General features: G+C 69.3%; 21 protein-coding genes. 14 read left to right on the top strand and 7 right to left on the bottom strand.

Going from position 1 to position 18,085, the window contains the following annotated elements; genetic code table 11:
- Positions 1-25: 25 nt before the first annotated feature.
- Positions 26-1,636 (bottom strand): amino acid permease, encoded by a 1,611-nt coding sequence (locus tag AB0H36_RS22305; protein WP_360526356.1) that lies wholly within the window; start codon positions 1,634-1,636, stop codon positions 26-28.
- Positions 1,637-1,772: 136 nt separating this feature from the next.
- Here AB0H36_RS22305 and AB0H36_RS22300 point away from each other — a divergent pair, with 136 nt between their 5' ends.
- The 3 genes from AB0H36_RS22300 (at position 1,773) to AB0H36_RS22290 (ending at position 3,780) form a co-directional block, all read left to right on the top strand.
- Complete coding sequence (locus tag AB0H36_RS22300; RefSeq protein ID WP_360526353.1) at positions 1,773-2,714, top strand: tyrosine recombinase XerC; 942 nt, start codon at positions 1,773-1,775, stop codon at positions 2,712-2,714.
- Between the two features lie 61 nt (positions 2,715-2,775).
- Positions 2,776-3,255 (top strand): Rrf2 family transcriptional regulator, encoded by a 480-nt coding sequence (locus AB0H36_RS22295; RefSeq protein WP_360526350.1) that lies wholly within the window; start codon positions 2,776-2,778, stop codon positions 3,253-3,255.
- 126 nt (positions 3,256-3,381) lie between these two features.
- Positions 3,382-3,780, top strand: a complete 399-nt coding sequence (locus AB0H36_RS22290) for a VOC family protein (protein ID WP_360526347.1) — start codon at positions 3,382-3,384, stop codon at positions 3,778-3,780.
- Here AB0H36_RS22290 and AB0H36_RS22285 read toward each other — a convergent pair.
- A complete protein-coding gene (locus AB0H36_RS22285) occupies positions 3,777-4,523 on the bottom strand; it encodes a M23 family metallopeptidase (protein ID WP_360526344.1) in 747 nt (248 codons plus the stop codon). The two genes, AB0H36_RS22290 and AB0H36_RS22285, sit on opposite strands and share 4 nt — an antisense overlap.
- A 314-nt stretch (positions 4,524-4,837) precedes the next feature.
- On the opposite strand from AB0H36_RS22285, the gene rpsB reads away from it, so the two are divergent.
- The 6 genes from rpsB (at position 4,838) to AB0H36_RS22255 (ending at position 9,752) form a co-directional block, all read left to right on the top strand.
- Positions 4,838-5,812, top strand: coding sequence for a 30S ribosomal protein S2 (gene rpsB / locus AB0H36_RS22280; RefSeq protein ID WP_360526341.1), 975 nt, complete (start codon positions 4,838-4,840; stop codon positions 5,810-5,812).
- 134 nt (positions 5,813-5,946) lie between these two features.
- Entirely contained in the window at positions 5,947-6,765 is an 819-nt protein-coding gene (tsf, locus tag AB0H36_RS22275) for a translation elongation factor Ts (RefSeq protein ID WP_360526338.1), read from the top strand.
- 52 nt (positions 6,766-6,817) lie between these two features.
- Complete coding sequence (gene pyrH / locus AB0H36_RS22270; protein WP_360526336.1) at positions 6,818-7,579, top strand: UMP kinase; 762 nt, start codon at positions 6,818-6,820, stop codon at positions 7,577-7,579.
- 183 nt (positions 7,580-7,762) lie between these two features.
- Positions 7,763-8,317 carry a ribosome recycling factor gene (frr, locus tag AB0H36_RS22265; RefSeq protein WP_360526410.1) on the top strand — a complete coding sequence of 185 codons (555 nt, stop codon included), beginning with the start codon at positions 7,763-7,765 and terminating at the stop codon, positions 8,315-8,317.
- Positions 8,317-9,165: a phosphatidate cytidylyltransferase gene (locus tag AB0H36_RS22260; RefSeq protein WP_360526333.1), complete on the top strand. Its 849-nt coding sequence runs from the start codon at positions 8,317-8,319 to the stop codon at positions 9,163-9,165. Before frr ends, AB0H36_RS22260 begins: the two co-directional genes overlap by 1 nt.
- The gene (locus AB0H36_RS22255) at positions 9,162-9,752 is read left to right on the top strand and encodes a GNAT family protein (RefSeq protein WP_360526330.1); all 591 of its coding nucleotides are present in this window, start codon (positions 9,162-9,164) and stop codon (positions 9,750-9,752) included. Before AB0H36_RS22260 ends, AB0H36_RS22255 begins: the two co-directional genes overlap by 4 nt.
- Here AB0H36_RS22255 and AB0H36_RS22250 read toward each other — a convergent pair.
- The gene (locus AB0H36_RS22250) at positions 9,745-10,746 is read right to left on the bottom strand and encodes an MsnO8 family LLM class oxidoreductase (RefSeq protein WP_360526327.1); all 1,002 of its coding nucleotides are present in this window, start codon (positions 10,744-10,746) and stop codon (positions 9,745-9,747) included. The two genes, AB0H36_RS22255 and AB0H36_RS22250, sit on opposite strands and share 8 nt — an antisense overlap.
- Positions 10,747-10,774: 28 nt before the next feature.
- Complete coding sequence (locus AB0H36_RS22245; RefSeq protein ID WP_360526324.1) at positions 10,775-11,344, bottom strand: TetR/AcrR family transcriptional regulator; 570 nt, start codon at positions 11,342-11,344, stop codon at positions 10,775-10,777.
- A gap of 56 nt (positions 11,345-11,400) precedes the next feature.
- Here AB0H36_RS22245 and AB0H36_RS22240 point away from each other — a divergent pair, with 56 nt between their 5' ends.
- The 3 genes from AB0H36_RS22240 to rlmN all read left to right on the top strand — a co-directional run bounded on the left by AB0H36_RS22240 (position 11,401) and on the right by rlmN (position 14,046).
- Positions 11,401-12,384: a saccharopine dehydrogenase gene (locus AB0H36_RS22240; RefSeq protein ID WP_360526321.1), complete on the top strand. Its 984-nt coding sequence runs from the start codon at positions 11,401-11,403 to the stop codon at positions 12,382-12,384.
- Positions 12,385-12,498: 114 nt separating this feature from the next.
- A complete protein-coding gene (locus tag AB0H36_RS22235) occupies positions 12,499-12,891 on the top strand; it encodes a C39 family peptidase (RefSeq protein ID WP_360526407.1) in 393 nt (130 codons plus the stop codon).
- A gap of 33 nt (positions 12,892-12,924) precedes the next feature.
- On the top strand, positions 12,925-14,046 hold the full coding sequence (gene rlmN / locus AB0H36_RS22230; RefSeq protein ID WP_360526318.1) for a 23S rRNA (adenine(2503)-C(2))-methyltransferase RlmN: 1,122 nt from the start codon (positions 12,925-12,927) through the stop codon (positions 14,044-14,046).
- 27 nt (positions 14,047-14,073) lie between these two features.
- On the opposite strand, the gene AB0H36_RS22225 is transcribed toward rlmN, so the two are convergent.
- Together AB0H36_RS22225 and AB0H36_RS22220 are read right to left on the bottom strand one after the other, a co-directional pair.
- Entirely contained in the window at positions 14,074-14,421 is a 348-nt protein-coding gene (locus tag AB0H36_RS22225; protein ID WP_360526315.1) for a nuclear transport factor 2 family protein, read from the bottom strand.
- Positions 14,421-15,125, bottom strand: coding sequence for an alpha/beta fold hydrolase (locus AB0H36_RS22220; protein WP_360526312.1), 705 nt, complete (start codon positions 15,123-15,125; stop codon positions 14,421-14,423). Before AB0H36_RS22220 ends, AB0H36_RS22225 begins: the two co-directional genes overlap by 1 nt.
- Before the next feature lie 40 nt (positions 15,126-15,165).
- Here AB0H36_RS22220 and AB0H36_RS22215 point away from each other — a divergent pair, with 40 nt between their 5' ends.
- Positions 15,166-15,627: a GNAT family N-acetyltransferase gene (locus AB0H36_RS22215; RefSeq protein ID WP_360526309.1), complete on the top strand. Its 462-nt coding sequence runs from the start codon at positions 15,166-15,168 to the stop codon at positions 15,625-15,627.
- Here AB0H36_RS22215 and AB0H36_RS22210 read toward each other — a convergent pair.
- On the bottom strand, positions 15,620-16,714 hold the full coding sequence (locus AB0H36_RS22210) for a Rossmann fold nucleotide-binding protein (RefSeq protein WP_360526306.1): 1,095 nt from the start codon (positions 16,712-16,714) through the stop codon (positions 15,620-15,622). The genes AB0H36_RS22215 and AB0H36_RS22210 overlap by 8 nt on opposite strands.
- Before the next feature lie 67 nt (positions 16,715-16,781).
- Between AB0H36_RS22210 and AB0H36_RS22205 the strand changes: the two genes are divergently transcribed.
- On the top strand, positions 16,782-18,071 hold the full coding sequence (locus AB0H36_RS22205) for an aspartate aminotransferase family protein (RefSeq protein WP_360526303.1): 1,290 nt from the start codon (positions 16,782-16,784) through the stop codon (positions 18,069-18,071).
- Positions 18,072-18,085 lie beyond the last annotated feature (14 nt).

The following is an 18,085-nucleotide window of genomic DNA, read 5'->3' as shown; positions in this document are numbered from 1 at the left end:
GGTGACTTTTCGGGCTGTGGAGAACTCAGCTGCGCATGTGCTTGCCGCGGGTCGGCTTCTGCGGCGGGGTCCGGACGGCACGAAGCTCGCTCTCCGGTCGGATCGCCTGCAGACCGCCGGTACCGGGGTCGGTGTCGCCGAGGTCGAAGTCCCAGCTGTCCTCGTTCGCGAGCCGGCTGTGCCAGCGCCCGTACAGGCCGTAGATCAGCATGCCGACGAGCATCCAGATGCCGAACTTGGTCCAGGTGCTCGTCTTCAGGTTGAGCATCAGCCACACCGTCGAACCCAGCGACACGAGCGGGACCAGCGGCACCAGCGGCACCCGGAAACCACGCTCGAGGTTCGGCTCCGACCGGCGCAGGGTGAGCACGCCGATCGCACAGAACGCGAAGCAGAACAGCGCCCCGATGACCAGCAACTCTTCCAGCTCGAGCACTTGCGGGTAGAGCGTCAGGGCCAACGCGGCGAAGCCGGCTGCGGCGGCCGCACGGGCGGGGGAGGAGTACACGCGGCTGACTCGGCCGAGGCTCTTCGGCAGCAGGCCGTCACGACCCATGTTGAACAGCACGCGGCTCTGCGCGATGAGCACCACCATGATCACCGTCATCAGCGCCAGCAGTGCGCCTAGGTTGACCACCTTTGCGGCCCAGCCGACCCCGACTGCGGCCATCGCCTCCGACACCGGTGCGCTGCCGCCGAGCTCGCCGTACGGGCGCATGCCGACCAGGACGACGGCCATCGCGATGTACAGGATCGTGACGGCGCCGACGCCGAGCAGCATGCCCTGCGGGACCGTCTTGCGCGGGCTGCGCGCGTCCTCCGACGCGGTCGCGATCAGGTCGAAGCCGATGTAGGCGAACACGATCGAGCTCGCCGCGGTGAAGATACCCATCATGCCGAACGAGCCGAACGACGAGTCGAGGATCCAGCCGAGCAACGTCGGACTGGCCGTCGCGGGCGCGGCCCGGGCCATCGGCACGAAGGGCGAGTAGTTGTCGGTGTTGATGTGCATCGCGCCGACCACGATGACCAGCAGGATCACCGCGACCTTCGCGATCACCACGACCGTCAGCACCCGGGCCGACAGCTTCGTCCCGGTGACGACCATCGCGGTGAGGATCAGCAGGAGCAGCGGCGCGACCAGGTTGACCTTCGCGTCCGGCCCGAAGAACTGCGCGACTCCGGCGGGCAACGTCACACCGAATCCGTCGAGTGTCGCCAGGAAGTACGCCGACCAGACGCGGGCGACGATCGCGGCCGCGGTGACCAGCTCGAGCACGAGCGCCCAGCCGACCAGCCAGGCCCACATCTCGCCGAACGTCACATAGCTGAAGGTGTACGCGCTACCCGAGACCGGGATCGTGGACGACAGCTCGGCGTAGCAGGCCGCGGCCAGCACACACACGATCGCCGCGATGACGAACGACAGGATCACGGCCGGACCGGCGACCTTGGCCGCCTGGTTGCCGCTGATGCTGAAGATGCCGGACCCGATCATCACGCCCAGGCCAAGTACAACCAGGTCGCGACGACCGAACAGGCGCGGCAGACGGTGCCGCGCGTCCTCGACTCGAGTGAACGCCGACTCGACCGGCAGGCGCCGGCCTACGGTCTGTCCGTTCGCTGAGGGGGCCATGGTCAGGGGTGCCTCCGTTGCTACTAGGGCAATCGGGCCGAACAGTAGTCGACCGTCGGGCTGCGGACCAGACCTCCTCTCCTCGGCCCCCGCGCGGTGCCTTGCGATGCCGGGTCCGCTCCCGCATGGTCGAGGCATGGCGCCGGACGATGTCGGTACGACCCCTTCCTGGCCGGAAGGTTTCACAGCGTTACTGACCGACTACGAACGGCATCTGACGGCGGAAAGAGACCTCAGCAGACATTCGGTCAGAGCGTACCTTGGCGACGTCGCGGATTTACTCGAACATTTGATTCGGCTTGGTCACGATGATCTCGACGGCCTGGACATCCGCGGGCTGCGGTCCTGGCTGGCCAAGCAGCAGAGCCTCGGGAAGTCGCGCAGCACGATGTCGCGCCGCGCGACGGCCGCGCGGGTCTTCACCGCCTGGGCACAGCGAACCGGCCGGATCAGCACCGATCCCGGCGCCCTGCTCGCGAGTCCGCGCCCGCACAAGAGCCTGCCCGGCGTCCTCGGACAGGCGGACACCCGCGCAGTCCTGGACGCGGCAGCCGTAGCGGCTGACGACGGCAGCCCGATCGGGCTGCGCGACCTGGCGATCATGGAACTGCTGTACGCGACCGGGATCCGCGTCGGCGAACTCTGCGCGCTCGACGTCGATGACGTCGACCCGTCGCGCCGGGTGGTCCGCGTCTTCGGCAAGGGCCGGAAGGAGCGGTCGGTCCCGTACGGCGTGCCGGCCGAAGCCGCCCTCCGTCGTTGGCTCGACGAGGCGCGGCCGCAGCTGGTCCGGCAGGGGAGCGGGCCTGCGGTGTTCCTCGGCGCTCGCGGGGGCCGAATCGATCAGCGCGCAGTACGGCGGCTCGTCCACGAACGGATCGGCGTCGTCGACGCCCCTGACCTGTCACCGCACGGCCTGCGCCACACTGCTGCAACGCATTTGCTGGAAGGTGGTGCGGACCTGCGCAGCGTCCAGGAGCTCCTCGGTCACGCGTCGCTGGCGACGACGCAGATCTACACACACATCTCCACCGACCGTCTTCGCAAGGCCTACGAGCAGGCCCACCCACGGGCCTGAGCCCGAGTGTCTGTGGGTGGGGTACGGCGCGGGTACGGGGGAATGCGGCAGACTGCGGGGCATGCGGGTTTCGGCGAAGTCTGACTATGCGTTGCGAGCGCTGATCGAGATCACTCAGCGCTGGGTGGCCAACGACCCCTCGGTCGTGTCGGCCGAGGAGCTCAGTCGCGCCCAGGGAATCCCGCACGGCTTCCTGCAGGGAATCCTCGCCGACCTCCGGCGGGCGGGGATCCTGGCCAGTCAGCGCGGGCAGTCCGGCGGGTGGAAGCTGGCCGTGGATCCGAACGAGATCTCCGTCGCCGACGTGATGCGTGCAGTGGACGGCCCGATCGTCAGCATCTCCGGCGTCCGGCCCGAGAGCGTCGCGTACAACGAGCGCGCCGTCGTGCTGCAGCGGGTCTGGATCGCCGCCCGGGCGAGCCTGCGGGACGTGCTCGAGCACACCACGCTGACCGATCTGGCCAAGAACAAGCTCCCGGCCGGCGTCGAGCGCCGCTCCCGCGACGAGGACGCCTGGCAGGCCCGCGTCCCCGGCAGCTGACACCCGCAGGGTTCCGGCAGCTGACATCTGCACGGTCCCGGTAGTTGTCGGCCAGGTGGCGTGCCGTCGCCGGAGCTTGGTGTTAAAGTGTTGGCTTATATAAGCGGATACTTTAGGAGGAGAGAGATGGCTGGACAGAAGATCACCACGTTCCTGATGTTCGAGGGCGCGGCCGAAGAGGCGCTGACCTTCTACCTCTCGCTCTTCGACGACGCGGAGATCGTCTCGATCTCCCGCTACGGCGCCGAAGGGCCGGGGCCCGAGGGGTCGGTGATGCATGCGCTCTTCCGGCTCGCCGGGCAGGAGTTCATGTGCATCGACAGCTTCGTGAAGCACGACTTCACGTTCACACCGGCGGTCTCGCTGTACGTCGACTGCGCTGACGAGGGCGAGATCGATCGCCTGTACGCCGCGTTGTCCGAGAAGGGCGCGGTGCTGATGGAGCTCGGCGACCACGGCTTCAGCCGCAAGTTCGGCTGGATCAACGACCGGTTCGGAGTCTCCTGGCAGCTCAACCTCGCCTAGTGCCGCCTGATCATCAGGCCGGCAGCAAGAGTCAGCGCAGCCGCGGTCGCAACCACTGCCGCCGCGACTCGCTCGCCACGCGGCCGGGGCGCTGGGACGTCGGCCGCCGGTCGAGTTGCCACACGAGCCGACCGTTGGCCTGACCCGCCAGCCTGAGCCGTCGCGAGCCGGGGCGCCCGTCCGGCGTCACCTGGAAGGTCCGCTTGTCGAGCGGGCACGTCGGCTGGTTGGGGCGGGTGCGCATTGGGTGGCATCGAGGCGGCGGTGAGGGGTAGGAGGCGGACCGGTCGGTCGGGGAGGAGCGTCAGCGGGTTGAGGTACTGCTTGCCCTGGACGAGGCCCCAGTGCAGGCAGGTCGCTGGAGCGCAGTGCGAGCCTGCGGCCGAGAGGCGACCGATCACGGTCCCAGGCGTGACGCTCGTGCCCACAGGGACACCGGCCACGACCGGCTCGTACGTCGTACGCCGTACGCCCGTGGTGACCACGATGACACCGCGGCCGGCGAGCTGGCCGGCGTACGTGATCGTGCCCGCGGTCGCCGCGCGCACAGATTGACCGGGGGACCCGGACAGGTCGACGCCGCGGTGGCCCGGGAGCCAGGGTTTGGCCGGGAGATCGAAGCCGCGCACGACCGGGGGTCGTGGCGTCAACGGCCAGACGGCAGGATCCGGCGCCGCCGCGACCGGAGCGACGGGCGCCAGGGCGGGAGCCAAGGGGGTCAGAAGGCTGAGCAGAATCTTCATGCCTGGAACATGCCGCGAAACGGACCGCTCACGGACGGTGAGTTCGGGGCCTGTGGACAACCGGCCCCGGTTCGCATCCGTCCCCGCCCGTCCCGTACACTGCCGGTGGCGTCCCATGTGAGTGGGACGACTACGCATGCCCGCACAACAGTGCGTCCTCCTCGGTCCCGGCTGACCCCGGGATGAGGCCGTACGACGGGCATCAGGAGTGGTGGACCACCCGGCCCACCGCTGACAACCGAGTAGGCCCGGAACAGACGCCCGGGCCGAAAAAGGCCCGGATGAGCGCCCGGGCCGACAGGAGGAAACACCTCATGGCCGTCGTGACCATGAAGCAGCTGCTCGAGAGCGGCGTGCACTTCGGGCACCAGACCCGGCGCTGGAACCCGAAGATGAAGCGCTACATCCTCACCGAGCGCAACGGCATCTACATCATCGACCTGCAGCAGTCGCTGTCGTACATCGACCGCGCCTACGAGTTCGTCCGGAGCACTGTCGCCTCCGGTGGCTCGATCCTGTTCGTCGGCACCAAGAAGCAGGCCCAGGAAGCGATCGCCGAGCAGGCGACCCGGGTCGGCATGCCGTACGTGAACCAGCGCTGGCTGGGCGGCATGCTCACCAACTTCCAGACCGTGAACAAGCGGCTCCAGCGGCTCAAGGAGCTCGAGCTCATCGACTTCGACGACGTGGCCGCCTCCGGCGTCACCAAGAAGGAGCTGCTGCAGAAGCGGCGCGAGCACGACAAGCTGCTGAAGACCCTCGGCGGTATCCGCGACATGGCCCGGGTTCCGGCCGCCGTGTGGATCGTGGACACCAAGAAGGAGCACCTCGCCGTCGACGAGGCGCGCAAGCTGAAGCTGCCGATCATCGGCATCCTGGACACCAACTGCGACCCGGACGAGGTCGACTTCCCGATCCCGGGCAACGACGACGCGATCCGCTCGGTCGGCCTGCTGACCCGCGTGGTCGCCGACGCCGTCGCCGACGGCCTGATGTCGCGTGGTGGCCAGGGCGCCGCCGCGGCCGGTGAGGAGCTGGGCGCCGAGGAGCCGCTGGCCGCCTGGGAGCGCGAGCTGCTGGAGAGCCAGAACGGCACCGCCGAGGCGAAGACCGACGCGCCGGCCGCCGACGCCAAGGCCGAGGCCCCCAAGGCTGACGAGACCGCGAAGGCCGACGACGCCCCGAAGGCCGAGGAGACCCCGGCCGCCGAGGCTCCAAAGGCTGACGAGGCCCCGAAGGCTGACGAGGCCCCGAAGGCTGACGAGGCCCCGAAGGCCGACGAGGCCTGACAGCCCCTGGATGCCGCCCGGCCCACGCCGGGCGGCACCCGACCCCAAGCAGCAGCCTGACTGGCGCGCACGCCGGGCCACCCTGCACGCCGCCCATCCAGCCGCACCGCACCGACAAGACGAGAGAACGAGGAATGGCGAACTACACCGCCGCTGACGTGAAGAAGCTCCGCGACGCCACCGGCGCGGGCATGATGGACGCGAAGAAGGCGCTCGAGGCGACCGACGGCGACTTCGAGAAGGCGATCGAGGAACTGCGCATCAAGGGCGCGGCCAAGGCCGCCAAGCGTGGCGCCGAGCGCTCCGCCACCAACGGCCTGGTGGCCGCGGCGGAGAACGCGCTGGTCCAGCTCAACTGCGAGACCGACTTCGTCGCCAAGAACGAGCAGTTCCAGCAGCTGGCCGCCGACATCGTCGCGCACGCCGCCGCGAGCAAGGTGGGCGACATCGAGGGCCTGCTCGGCGAGAAGCTGGCCGACGGCAAGAGCGTCGCCGAGAACATCGAGGCGCTGGCCTCGGTGATCGGCGAGAAGCTCGAGCTCGGCAAGGTGGCCGTGTTCGACGGCCAGGTGACGGCGTACATGCACAAGCGCGCCGCGGACCTGCCGGCTCAGGTCGGCGTCCTGGTTGAGTTCGAGGGCGACAACGTCGAGGCCGCCCGTGGCGCCGCCATGCAGGCCGCCGCGATGCGCCCGCTGTACACCACCCGCGACGAGGTCCCGGCCGACACGGTCGAGAACGAGAAGCGGATCGCCGAGGCGACCGCTCGCGAGGAGGGCAAGCCGGAGCAGGCGCTGCCGAAGATCGTCGAGGGCCGGGTGAACGGCTTCTTCAAGGAGGTCGTGCTGCTCGAGCAGGCGTCGGTCCAGGAGAGCAAGAAGACCGTGAAGGCCGTGCTCGACGAGGCCGGCGTGACCGTGAAGCGGTTCGCCCGCTTCGAGGTCGGCGCCTGAGGCCCTGGCCGACTGAGGACAGCACGAAGCAACGATCGAGGAGGCCGGAATCGTGACGGAAGCCCTGGGTACCGAGACGAGACCGGCCTCTTCGCCGTTCGATCCGGCCTACCACCGGGTGCTGCTCAAGCTGTCGGGTGAGGTGTTCGGCGGCGGCAAGCTCGGCGTCGACCCCGACGTGGTGAACTCGATCGCCAAGCAGGTCGCCGAGGTGGCCCGGGCCGGCGTCCAGGTCGCCGTGGTGGTCGGCGGCGGCAACTTCTTCCGCGGCGCCGAGCTCCAGCAGCGCGGTATGGAGCGGAACCGGGCCGACTACATGGGCATGCTCGGCACGGTGATGAACTGCCTGGCCCTGCAGGACTTCCTGGAGAAGCTCGGGATCGAGACCCGGGTGCAGACCGCGATCACGATGGGCCAGGTCGCCGAGCCGTACATCCCGCGCAAGGCCGAGCGGCATCTGGAGAAGGGCCGCGTGGTGATCTTCGGCGCCGGCTCCGGCATGCCGTACTTCTCCACCGACACGGTCGCCGCGCAGCGTGCGCTGGAGATCGGCGCCGAGGCGCTGCTGATGGGCAAGCAGGGGGTGGACGGGGTCTACGACTCCGACCCGAAGAAGAACCCGGACGCGGTCAAGTTCGACCAGCTCTCGTACGACGACTTCCTGGCCCGCGGGCTGCGGGTGGCCGACGCCACCGCGATCAGCCTGGCCCGGGACAACGCGCTGCCGATCGTCATCTTCGGCCTCGAGGAGGGCAACATCGCCCGGGTCGTCCGGGGCGAGAAGATCGGCACCGTCGTCTCGCTCGGCCAGTAGCAGCCGCGCGTACGGCGTACGCCGTCGAGCCGGGCCGGGATCGGCCTGGCGGGGGACAAGCACTAGGATCGGTCGACACACGGGCATGACGTCCGTTGTCTGGTAAACCTGCGTTCGTAGGGTTGCTGTTGCTGGTTAAGGAGGCCGCGCCGAGGCGGCCCTGAGGAAGCGAGGAATGTCGTGATCGACGAAGCTCTCCGCGAAGCCGAGCAGAAGATGGCGAAGGCCGTGGAGGTCGCGAAGGACGACTTCGCCGCGATCCGCACCGGCCGGGCGCACCCGCAGATGTTCGCCAGCCTCCTGGCCGACTACTACGGCACGCCGACGCCGCTGCAGCAGTTGGCCGGCTTCCAGGTGCCGGAGCCGCGCACCGTGCTCATCTCGCCGTACGACAAGGGCGCGATGAACGCGATCGAGAAGGCCATCCGCGACTCCGACCTGGGCGTGAACCCGGGCAACGACGGCGCGGTGATCCGGGTCGTGATGCCGCAGCTCACCGAGGAGCGGCGCAAGGAGTACATCAAGGTCGCCAAGTCCAAGGCCGAAGAGGCCCGGGTCTCGGTCCGCAACATCCGCCGGCACGCCAAGGACTCGATGGAGAAGTCCATCAAGGACGGCGAGACCGGCGAGGACGAGGGCAAGAGTGCTGAGAAGCGGCTCGACGGGTTGACGAAGAAGTACGTCGACTCGATCGACGAGCTGCTCAAGCACAAGGAAGCCGAACTGCTCGAGGTGTGATGGGCGTCGAGAGCACGCCCGCGCCGAGTCCGAGCCCGAGCCGCGCCGGGCGGAACCTGCCCGCGGCGATCGGGGTCGGGGTCGGCCTGGGCGCGCTGATCCTCGGATCGCTGTTCTGGCAGAAGGTCCTGTTCACCTTCCTGGTGCTGGCCACCGTGCTGGTGGCCGTCGACGAGATGATCAAGGCCCTGCGCACCGGCGGGGCGGTCATCCCGCGGATCCCGCTGTTCGCGGGCACCTCGGCGATGCTGCTGGCGGCGTACTTCGGTGGGCCGATGGCGCTCCTGGTCGCGCTGGCGATCACGGTGCTGGCCACGATCTTCTGGCGGATGCCGGGGGGCTCGGTCGGGTTCGTTCGCGACGCGAGTGCCGGCGTGTTCCTGATCGGCTACGTGCCGTTGCTGGCCGGGTTCGCGATCCTGCTGGTCCAGCCGGAGGCGGACGGGCCGATGCGGGTGCTGACCTTCTTCCTGGTCGTGGTCGCCAGTGACGTCGGCGGATACGCGGCCGGCGTGCTGTTCGGCAAGCACCCGATGGCGCCGACCATCAGCCCCAAGAAATCCTGGGAGGGCTTCGCCGGCTCGACGCTCGCCTGCATCGGCGCCGGCATCGGGTCGGTCGTCTGGCTGCTCGACGGCGACTGGTGGGCCGGCGCGATCGTCGGCGCGGTGGCGGTCTGTACGGCGACCGTCGGCGATCTCGGTGAGTCGATGATCAAGCGGGACCTCGGCATCAAGGACATGTCCAACCTGCTGCCCGGTCACGGCGGCGTGATGGACCGGCTGGACTCCTTGCTGGCAACGGCTCCCGCGGTCTGGCTGCTCCTGCATCTGCTGGTGAAGGCATGACGATCGCACCGGACGGACGGCCGCTGGCCGGCAACGTCGTACGGCTGGACCGGCTCGTTGCCTCCGACATCGAGCCGTTGTACGACGCGATCGCGCACGAGCAGGTCTATGCGTCGGGCTTCGGCGGGGGGATCGCCGGCCTGCCTGCCGATGCGGCGGAGATGGCCGAGCAGTGGGTGGAGTCGTCGGCTCAGCGGGTGGCGTACGTCGTCCGGACGGTTGCCGACGACGGCACGGTCGTCGGTACGACGAGCCTCGGCGACGTCGACCTGGCCAACGAATCGGCGCACCTCGGCTGGACCGGGTACGCGCCGTCCGTGTGGGGGACCAAGGTCAACCCGGAGTGCAAGTTCCTGCTGCTCCAGCACGCCTTCGAGGACTGTGGTTTCGGCCGGGTGAAGATCCAGACCGGTACGGCGAACACCCGCTCGCAGGCCGCGATCGCAAAGCTCGGCGCGACCCGGGAGGGCGTGCTGCGCCGGCACAAGCGGCTCGCGGACGGGTCGTTCCGCGACACCGTGGTGTTCTCGATCCTGGCCGACGAGTGGCCGGAGGTCCGCAAGCGGCTCGAGGACCGGCTCAGCTGACGGTGCTGCGCGTCCCGGCCAGCTCGGCGAGAGCGGCGTACGTGCGCAGCAGGTCCGACCGGTCGTAGGTGCTTGTCGTCAGCAACACCTCGTCCGCGGCCGTGCGACGGACGAGCCCGCCCAGCGCGGAGTCGACCTGGTCCGGAGTGCCGTAGATCTGGCCGCGCAGCGACTGCTCGAAGAACCCGCGCTCCTTCTCGGTCATGGTCCGGTCCTGCACCGGCTCCAGCGGTGGAAACACCCCACGAGTGCGCGAGTAGGCGCTTGACCACGCCTCAGGCATCAGCAACTGCCGAGCCTCTGCCGTCGTCGCACCCACTGCAGCGGTCGTTGCCAGTACGACGTACGGCCGCGGAGCCCACGTGGACGGCTGAAAGTCGTTGCGGTAGCGATCCAGCAGCCGCAGCACGTCCGACTCCACCCGGCCGCCCGCGATGACCAGCGGCAGGCCGAGCGACGCTGCGATGAGTGCGCCCTCTCCAACCGCGAGGATGAAGGGCGGAACGCGCAGACCCTCGCCAGGGCGGGCATGCACCTGGTCCTGGTGCGTGCCCTCGAAGTAGCCGAGCAGTTCCTGGACCTGGGCGGCGAAGTCCTCTGCCGCGTCCTTCTCGACGCCGAGTGCGCGGCGGATGCCGTTCGTGAAGCCGACCGAGCGCCCCAGGCCCATGTCGATGCGGCCAGGGAACAGCGCCTCCAGCACGCCGAACTGCTCAGCCACGACGAGCGGGCGATGGTTCGGCAGCATCACGCCGCCGGTGCCGACGCGGATCCGGCTGGTGGCGGCAGCGACCGCAGCCGCGAGCACAGTCGGCGCTGAGCCGACCACACCGGGCACGCTGTGGTGCTCGGACACCCAGAACCGCTTGTACCCAAGCTCTTCCACCTGCTGAGCCAGCGCGACGGTCTGCCGAAGTGTCTCGGCCTCCGACTCACCGGTCCGCGTCCGGGATCGATCCAGCACCGACAACGGAACACCTGTCAGCGCGGCCATACCTGGTCCAACCGCTAGGCCCGCCTGCTCATTCCAGCTTCCCCACGATCAGATCCGTCAGCGCGGCGACCGCATCGGCGGCGGTTGCGCGCTGCAGCGTCAGCTCGGCGGCGATCGCCTCAGCCGCACCCAGCACGCCAATGCAGCGCAGCCGGAGTGCTTCCGCACTGAGGCTGGAGTACGGCGCGAGCGCGTCGGCCATCACCTTCGTGTAGCCGTCGAGCAGTTCGTGCTGCATCGCCTCGGCTTCCGGATTCCCCTTCAGCGCCGCGGAGACGACGGAGAACTCCGGCATGTCGGTGGCACAGGCGAAGTAGGCGGTGCTCATCACCCGAGCGATCGCCGGTGCGTTGGGTTCGGCGGCATCCAGCGCCTCGGTCAGCGCCGTACGGTGCCGTTCGTCGAGTCGTCGGTAGACCTCGAGCAGGAGGCCGGCGCGGGTGCCGAAGTGGTCGTAGACGATCGGCCGGCTCACGCCTGCGGCCTCGGCAAGCGTGACCAGGGTCAGACCGTCGGTGCCGCGTGCCCGCACCAGCCCGGCGGCGGCGTCGAGCAACTGGTCCCGCCTGGCCTGCTTCGACAACCGCACTTGCGTCATGCTCCGAGTCTAAGCTACAAAATGTAGGCTACAAAATGTAGGTAAGACTGGAGGGCATGGTGAAATCAGTTCTGATCCTGGGTGGTTCGGGTCAAGCCGGCTCCGGGGCGGCGGCGCTGCTGCGACGCTGGTACCCGGACCTGCCGCTGACGATCGCGGGTCGCGATCTCGACCGCGCGCAACGGGTCGCGGACGACCTCGGCGCCGCGACCGCTGTGACTGTCGACCTGCAAAGGCCCGATCTCGGTCTGCAGACCGATCACTCGGCGGTCATCGCGGCGCTTTGGGACAGTCAGCTGCACGGCTTGCGGTATGCGCAGGAGCGCGGTCTGCCGTACCTCAGCATCTCCAGCGGCCTGATCGAGATCGCTCCGGAAGTCGTGGCGACTGCTCAGCGCCCGAGTGCTGCCCCGGTCCTGGTGGCGAGTCACTTCTGTGCCGGCGTCCTGATCCCCGCGGTGATGGAGTTGGTCCGGGACTTCGGTCCCGTCGACACTGTCCGGATCGGTGCCGTGCTGGACGAGTCCGACATCGGTGGGCCTGCGGGACTGGCCGACCTCGAGCGCTGGTCGGTCGCTGCTCCGGCGGGATTGGTGCGGCGTGACGGGATCTTCGAGTGGGTCAGGGATCAGCAGGTCGGCGTGTCCACGCTCGACGGAACTGTGGTGCCGGGGGAGCGCATCGGCATTCTCGACGTACCGAGTCTTGCGTTGGCCACGGGTGCGGCGAACGTCAGCTTCGACTTCGCGGTCGGTGAGTCCGCGGGTCGGCGCCGGGGTGCAGGTCCGTCGCTCGAGGTCCGGATCGACCTCGAGCGAGCGGGGGAGTCGACCGGCAAGACGCAGTACCTCGTCCACCCTGAGGGGCAGCGTCCGCTGACTGCGCTCGGCATCGCCCTCGGCGTGGAGCGGCTGCTCGGCCTCCGTGGGGAGCCGGTCGCGCCGGGGATCCACACTCCGGAGGGCATCCTCGAGCCGGCGTACGTGGTCGAGCGCCTGATCGAGGTCGGTGCTGCCTTCGTCGATGGCCCTTCGACGTGAGTCGAAAGGGTTGGCGAATTTCTCACCGAACTCCTCCGGCGGTCGGAAACTGAGTAATGAGCTGACCACGCCCGGTCATCTCTCCCGTGATGCGGAGGAGCGCCATGAGCACGAATCTCAAGGCCGCGCTGTGCGTACCAGCAGACCGGGTACTGGTGCGGACCGGCGGCGACCCGGATCGCGCTGTCGGCGCGGATCTCGCCGCCGAGTCAGCAGCAGCTGGCCAACGAACTGCCCACCGACGAGAACGGCACCGACTGGATCGGCCAGGTGACCCGGGTGCTCAACAACCACCTCGGCACCGGCTGGTACGAGACCAAGGAGATGCCGAACGACCCGCCCACCCAGGCGCAGCGCGATCTGCTCTGGCGTGACGTCGTACTCGACATCGACAACAACTACCCGATCGTCGCCAACATCGTTGCCCCGGCCAACAACCACCCACCGGGCTACCCGAACTACACGACCCGCTGTGATCCTGGGCACGCTGGGGATGTGAATTTGTGAATGCCGCCGGGCGCGGGCGACAATGGGGAAGTTATGACTACCTCCCTTCCGCTTGTTTTCGATGAGCCGCGTCGTGCCAAGAAGCCGCCGCGGCACCTGGCCGACCTGTCCGGGGAGGAGCGGCGTACGGCGGTCGCCGCGCTGGGTGAGCCCGCGTTCCGGGCCAAGCAGTTGTCGAACCACTACTTCTCCCGGCTGGTGTCCGACCCGGCCGAGATGACCGATCTGCCGGCCGCGACCCGGGACAAACTGGTGGCGGAGCTGATGCCGCCGCTGCTCACCCGGGTCCGCGACCTGGAGTGCGACCGGGGGCAGACCCGCAAGACGCTGTGGAAGCTGCTCGACGGTTCACTGGTCGAGTCGGTCCTGATGCGGTACACGGACCGCACCACGATGTGTGTGTCCTCGCAGGCCGGCTGCGGGATGGCCTGCCCGTTCTGCGCGACCGGACAGGCGGGGTTGACCCGCAACATGACCACGGCGGAGATCGTCGAGCAGGTCGTCGACGGCGCCCGGGCGCTGGGTCGCGGCGAGATCGCGGGCGGGCCCGGCCGGGTCAGCAACATCGTGTTCATGGGCATGGGCGAGCCGATGGCGAACTACAAGGCCGTGATCGGCGCCGTCCGGCGGTTCACCGACTCGTCGCCGGAGGGACTCGGGATCTCGGCCCGCGGGGTCACGGTGTCGACCGTCGGCCTGGTGCCGCGGATCAACCAGCTCGCCACCGAGGGCATCCCGGTCACGCTCGCGCTGTCGCTGCACGCGCCGGACGACGAGCTGCGCGACGAGCTGGTGCCGATCAACAACCGCTGGAAGGTCGACGAGGTGCTGGACGCGGCGTGGGGGTACGCGCAGCAGACCAAGCGCCGGGTGTCGATTGAGTACGCGATGATCCGCGACATCAACGACCACGCGTGGCGCGCGGACCTGCTGGCCGAGAAGCTGGCGGCACGCGGCGACTGGGGCTGGGTGCACGTCAACCTGATCCCGCTCAACCCGACGCCCGGCTCGAAGTGGACCGCGTCGGACCCGGCCGACGAGCGCGAGTTCGTCCGCCGGCTCCAGGCCGGCGGCATCCCGACCACCGTCCGCGACACCCGCGGTCAGGAGATCGACGGCGCCTGCGGCCAACTCGCCGCAGCCGACAGGGCCTGACGATCCTGGGCTGGCCGGTCGGCCGGCTCAGTGGGCGCTGAGGACGTTCGGGCGGTCGAGGATCCAGCGCCAGCTGCCGTCTGGCTGACGGCGGGCTACCTCGGCGGTCGCAGTCTCTGGGCTCAGCACCGTGGAGGTGAGCGCCAGGTCGCCGAGCATCAGTGCTTCAGACCGCTTACCGAGGGCGACCAGTTGGTTCAGCTGTAGCTGGGCGAAGTACGCGCGGATCGCCGCCGCACCCTTGGCCAGGGACCCGTCGGGCAGCGCCAGTACGGCGTCCTCCTCGTACAGCGCGACGATGCCGTCGACGTCCCGCGCGTTCAGCCGGTTGACCAGGAGCCGGGCCAGGTCGTTGGGATGATGGGCCTTCTCCATCAGGCCAGCCCGGTGAGGATCTTCGCGAGGGCGGCGGGCTGGGAGAACATCGGCCAGTGGCCGGTCGGCAGCTCGACCAGCTCCCACTCGGGGGACTTGAGTTGCTCCGCGACATCGCGGGAGGGCTCGGCGCCGTCCATCAGGCACTTGATGTAGGTGGTCGGCAGCTGGCCGATCGGCCGGACCAGGTGGGCCGGCTCGGAGATGGCTCGCCCCGGGTGCGGCGTACTGCGGCTGACGATCAGGGCGATCGCCTCGTCGGACAGGTCCTGGTCGGCGTAGTCCTCGGCGGCCAGCGGCGGCCAGAACCCGCCTGACTCGGCCAACTGCCCCTCGACCCACGCGCGCCCCTCCTGGGACCAGCCGTCGACGAACGACTTCCCGTCGGTCGGGATGTTCGAGTCGACGTACACGACCCGCCGCAGCCGGTCCCCGATCCGCGCCGCCGCCTGCCCGACCGGAATCCCGGAGTAGCTGTGCCCCGCCAGCACGACGTCGCGCAGCTCGTTGCCCTCAACCACCGACACGATGTCCTCGACGTGCTGCGCCTGCCCGACCTGGGCCGAATCCGCCTCATGCCGCTCCGCGAGCCCGGCCAACGTCACCGGATACACGGAGTGTCCGTCCGCCCGCAGCCCTTCCGCCACCTCGTCCCAGGCCCAAGCCCCCAACCAGGCCCCCGGCACCAACACAAAATTCACCATGCCGCGCACCGTAGACGACCCCACCGACATAACTTGAACCATGCGCACAGAAGTACGACGGTACGCGGACACGGACCGCGAGGCGGTGCTGGCACTCGCCCCGCGGCTCGCTGAGGGAGTCGCCGAGTGGCGCGCACCCGACAAGGTGCGACAGGCCGTCACCCGCTGGGTGGAGGACGCTGTCGCGCGGGCGGGTGCGCCGGGCCGCTTCATCTACGTGGCCGAGGCCCGCGGGCAGGTGGCCGGGTTCGTGGCGGGGGAGGAGCGGACGCACTGGACCGGGCAGGCCGACGTGTACCTGGGGGAACTCGTCGTCGACGTCGCATTCGAGCGGAAGGGCGTCGGCCGGGCGCTGGTCGAGGCTGTGGTCGAGCATGCCGCCCGGGCCGGGGTTGACCGGATCACGCTGGAGACCGGGGCCGCCAACACGCAGGCGCGTCGGTTCTACGCCAGCCTCGGTTTCGCGGAGGAGGACGTTCGGCTCACCAGAGTCCTCAGCTGACCAGGGCGGCGGCCTCTTCGATGGTGTCGACCAGGTGGATGGTGGCGGACATCGGGCGGTTGGTGGCGAGGGACTGGAGCAAGGGCCAGACGGGGAGCCTGGTGGTCCAGTGGGCGATGCCCACGAGGATCAGGGGGATCTGGGTGGCGGGGTCGCCGTAGTAGTTGGGGGTGACGGCCTGGAAGATCTCCTGGACGGTGCCTGCGGCGCCAGGGAGGTACAAGATGCCGCCACGGGCACGGCTCAGCAGGACGTCCTCGCGCTGGGCGTTGGAGAAGTACTTCGCGATCGACGACGCGAACACGTTCGGCGGCTCGTGCCCGTAGAACCACGTCGGGATGGACACCCCACCGTTGCCCGGGAACTCACGCCGTACGTCGAGACCCGCGGCAGCCCACGCCGCCACCGACGGGCGGAACGACGGTACGGCGGCCAGCCGCGGCAGCGCCGTGTCGACGGCGGCATCGTCGTACCCGGCCAGGGAGGCACCGAGGTTGGCTGCCTCCATCGCACCCGGACCGCCGCCGGTGACGACTGTCTGGCCGGCCCTGGCGAGCGTGCGACCGAGCAGGACGGCCGAGCGGTACGCCGTACTGCCGCGAGCGATCCCGTGTCCGCCCATGACGCCGATCCAGGGCCGGTCGTCGGGCAGCTCGGTCAGGGCGTCGGCTATGGCGTGGTCGTGCAGCGCTGCCGCGAGTGTGCGGCCGGTGTCGCCCTTCTCGTCGTGCTGTCGGGACCAGGCGTAGATCCTGGCGTCCGGAGTGGCGTCGTACCCGTTCTCCAGGCCGGCGTAGAGCTCCTCGGCGTCGTACAGCGTGCCGCGGTAGGCGTCGAACGGCAGCGACGGGATGGCGGGGAAGACCAGGCCGCCGCCGTCGCGGATCCAGGCCTCGGCCTTCTCCTCCAGCGCGCAGCCGAGGAACAGCGAGCCACGCGGATCCAGCTCGAGGAGCTCCGCCGTACGCCCGGACAGGTCGACGGACTGCACCCGCCAGCCCTCCATCGTCAGGGCCCCGGCGGCCACGATCCGGTCGAAGTGCGCCAGCGACTCGATGTCGACGTGCGGGATGCTCGGCAATGTCACGCAGAGCACCTTAGTGCCGATAGACCGCCACTATGAGCAAGCGGCGCGATGAGGTAATGCTTAGGGCATGACACATGCGGAGCTCTGGGAGCGTCACAAGGCCGTCATGCCGGACTGGCTCGCGTTGTACTACGAGGAGCCGATCGAGATCGTGCAGGGGTCCGGCCGCCGGGTCACCGACGGCGAGGGCAACAGCTACCTCGACTTCTTCGCCGGCATCCTGACCAACGCGATCGGCTACGACATCGCCGAGATCTCCGACGCCGTGCGCGAGCAGCTGTCCAGCGGGATCGCGCACACCTCGACCGTGTACCTGATTCGCAAGCAGATCGAGCTGGCCGAGCAGATCGCCGAGCTGTCCGGGATCCCGGACGCCAAGGTGTTCTTCGCCAACTCCGGCACCGAGGCGAACGAGACGGCGCTGCTGCTCGCCACTCAGAACCGCCGCTCCAACCAGGTGCTGGCGATGCGGAACTCGTACCACGGCCGTGCGTTCGGCACGGTCGCGATCACCGGCAACCGGGGCTGGTCCGCGAGTAGCCTGTCGCCGGTGAACGTGCAGTACGTGCAGGGCGCGTACCGGTACCGCAGCCCGTTCCGCGACCTGCCCGACGCCGAGTACATCAAGGTGTGCGTCGACGACCTGCGCAACGTCATCGAGACCACCACCTCCGGTGACGTCGCCTGCCTGATCGCCGAGCCGATCCAGGGCGTCGGCGGGTTCTCGTCCCCGCCGGACGGGCTGTACGGCGCCTTCAAGGAGGTCCTGGACGAGTTCGGCATCCTGTTCATCTCCGACGAGGTGCAGACCGGGTGGGGCCGGACCGGCGAGCACTTTTGGGGGATCCAGGCGCACGACGTGGTGCCGGACGCGATGACGTTCGCGAAGGGCTTGGGCAACGGGTTCGCGATCGGCGGCGTGGTGGCCCGGCCGGACCTGATGGACAGCCTGAAGGCGAACTCGCTGTCCACCTTCGGCGGCAACCCGATCTCGACCAGCGCGGCGAAGGCGACCATCGACTACCTGCTCGACAAGGACCTGCAGGCGAACGCGGCCAAGCGCGGCGCCCAGCTGGCCGACGGGCTGCGCGGGATCTCCGAGGAGTTCCCCGAGCTCGGCGACGTCCGCGGCAAGGGCCTGATGCTGGCCGCCGAGATCGTCAAGCCCGAGGACCGCAGCCCCGACGCGGCCGCGACCGCCAAGCTCCAGCAGGAGACCAAGAACCGCGGCCTGCTCGTCGGCAAGGGCGGCCTCTACGGGAACGTACTGCGGATGGCCCCACCGATGACGCTGACCGAAGCCGAGACCACCGAGGCCCTGGAAATCATCCGCGACTCCTTCAACACCTTGCGCTGAGAACTGGAAAGCAC

This window comes from Kribbella sp. NPDC050820 (genome assembly GCF_040653975.1).
Lineage (GTDB): Bacteria > Actinomycetota > Actinomycetes > Propionibacteriales > Kribbellaceae > Kribbella.
The sequence above is the reverse complement of the archived record's forward strand: the minus strand, read 5'-3'. Positions and strand labels throughout refer to the sequence as shown.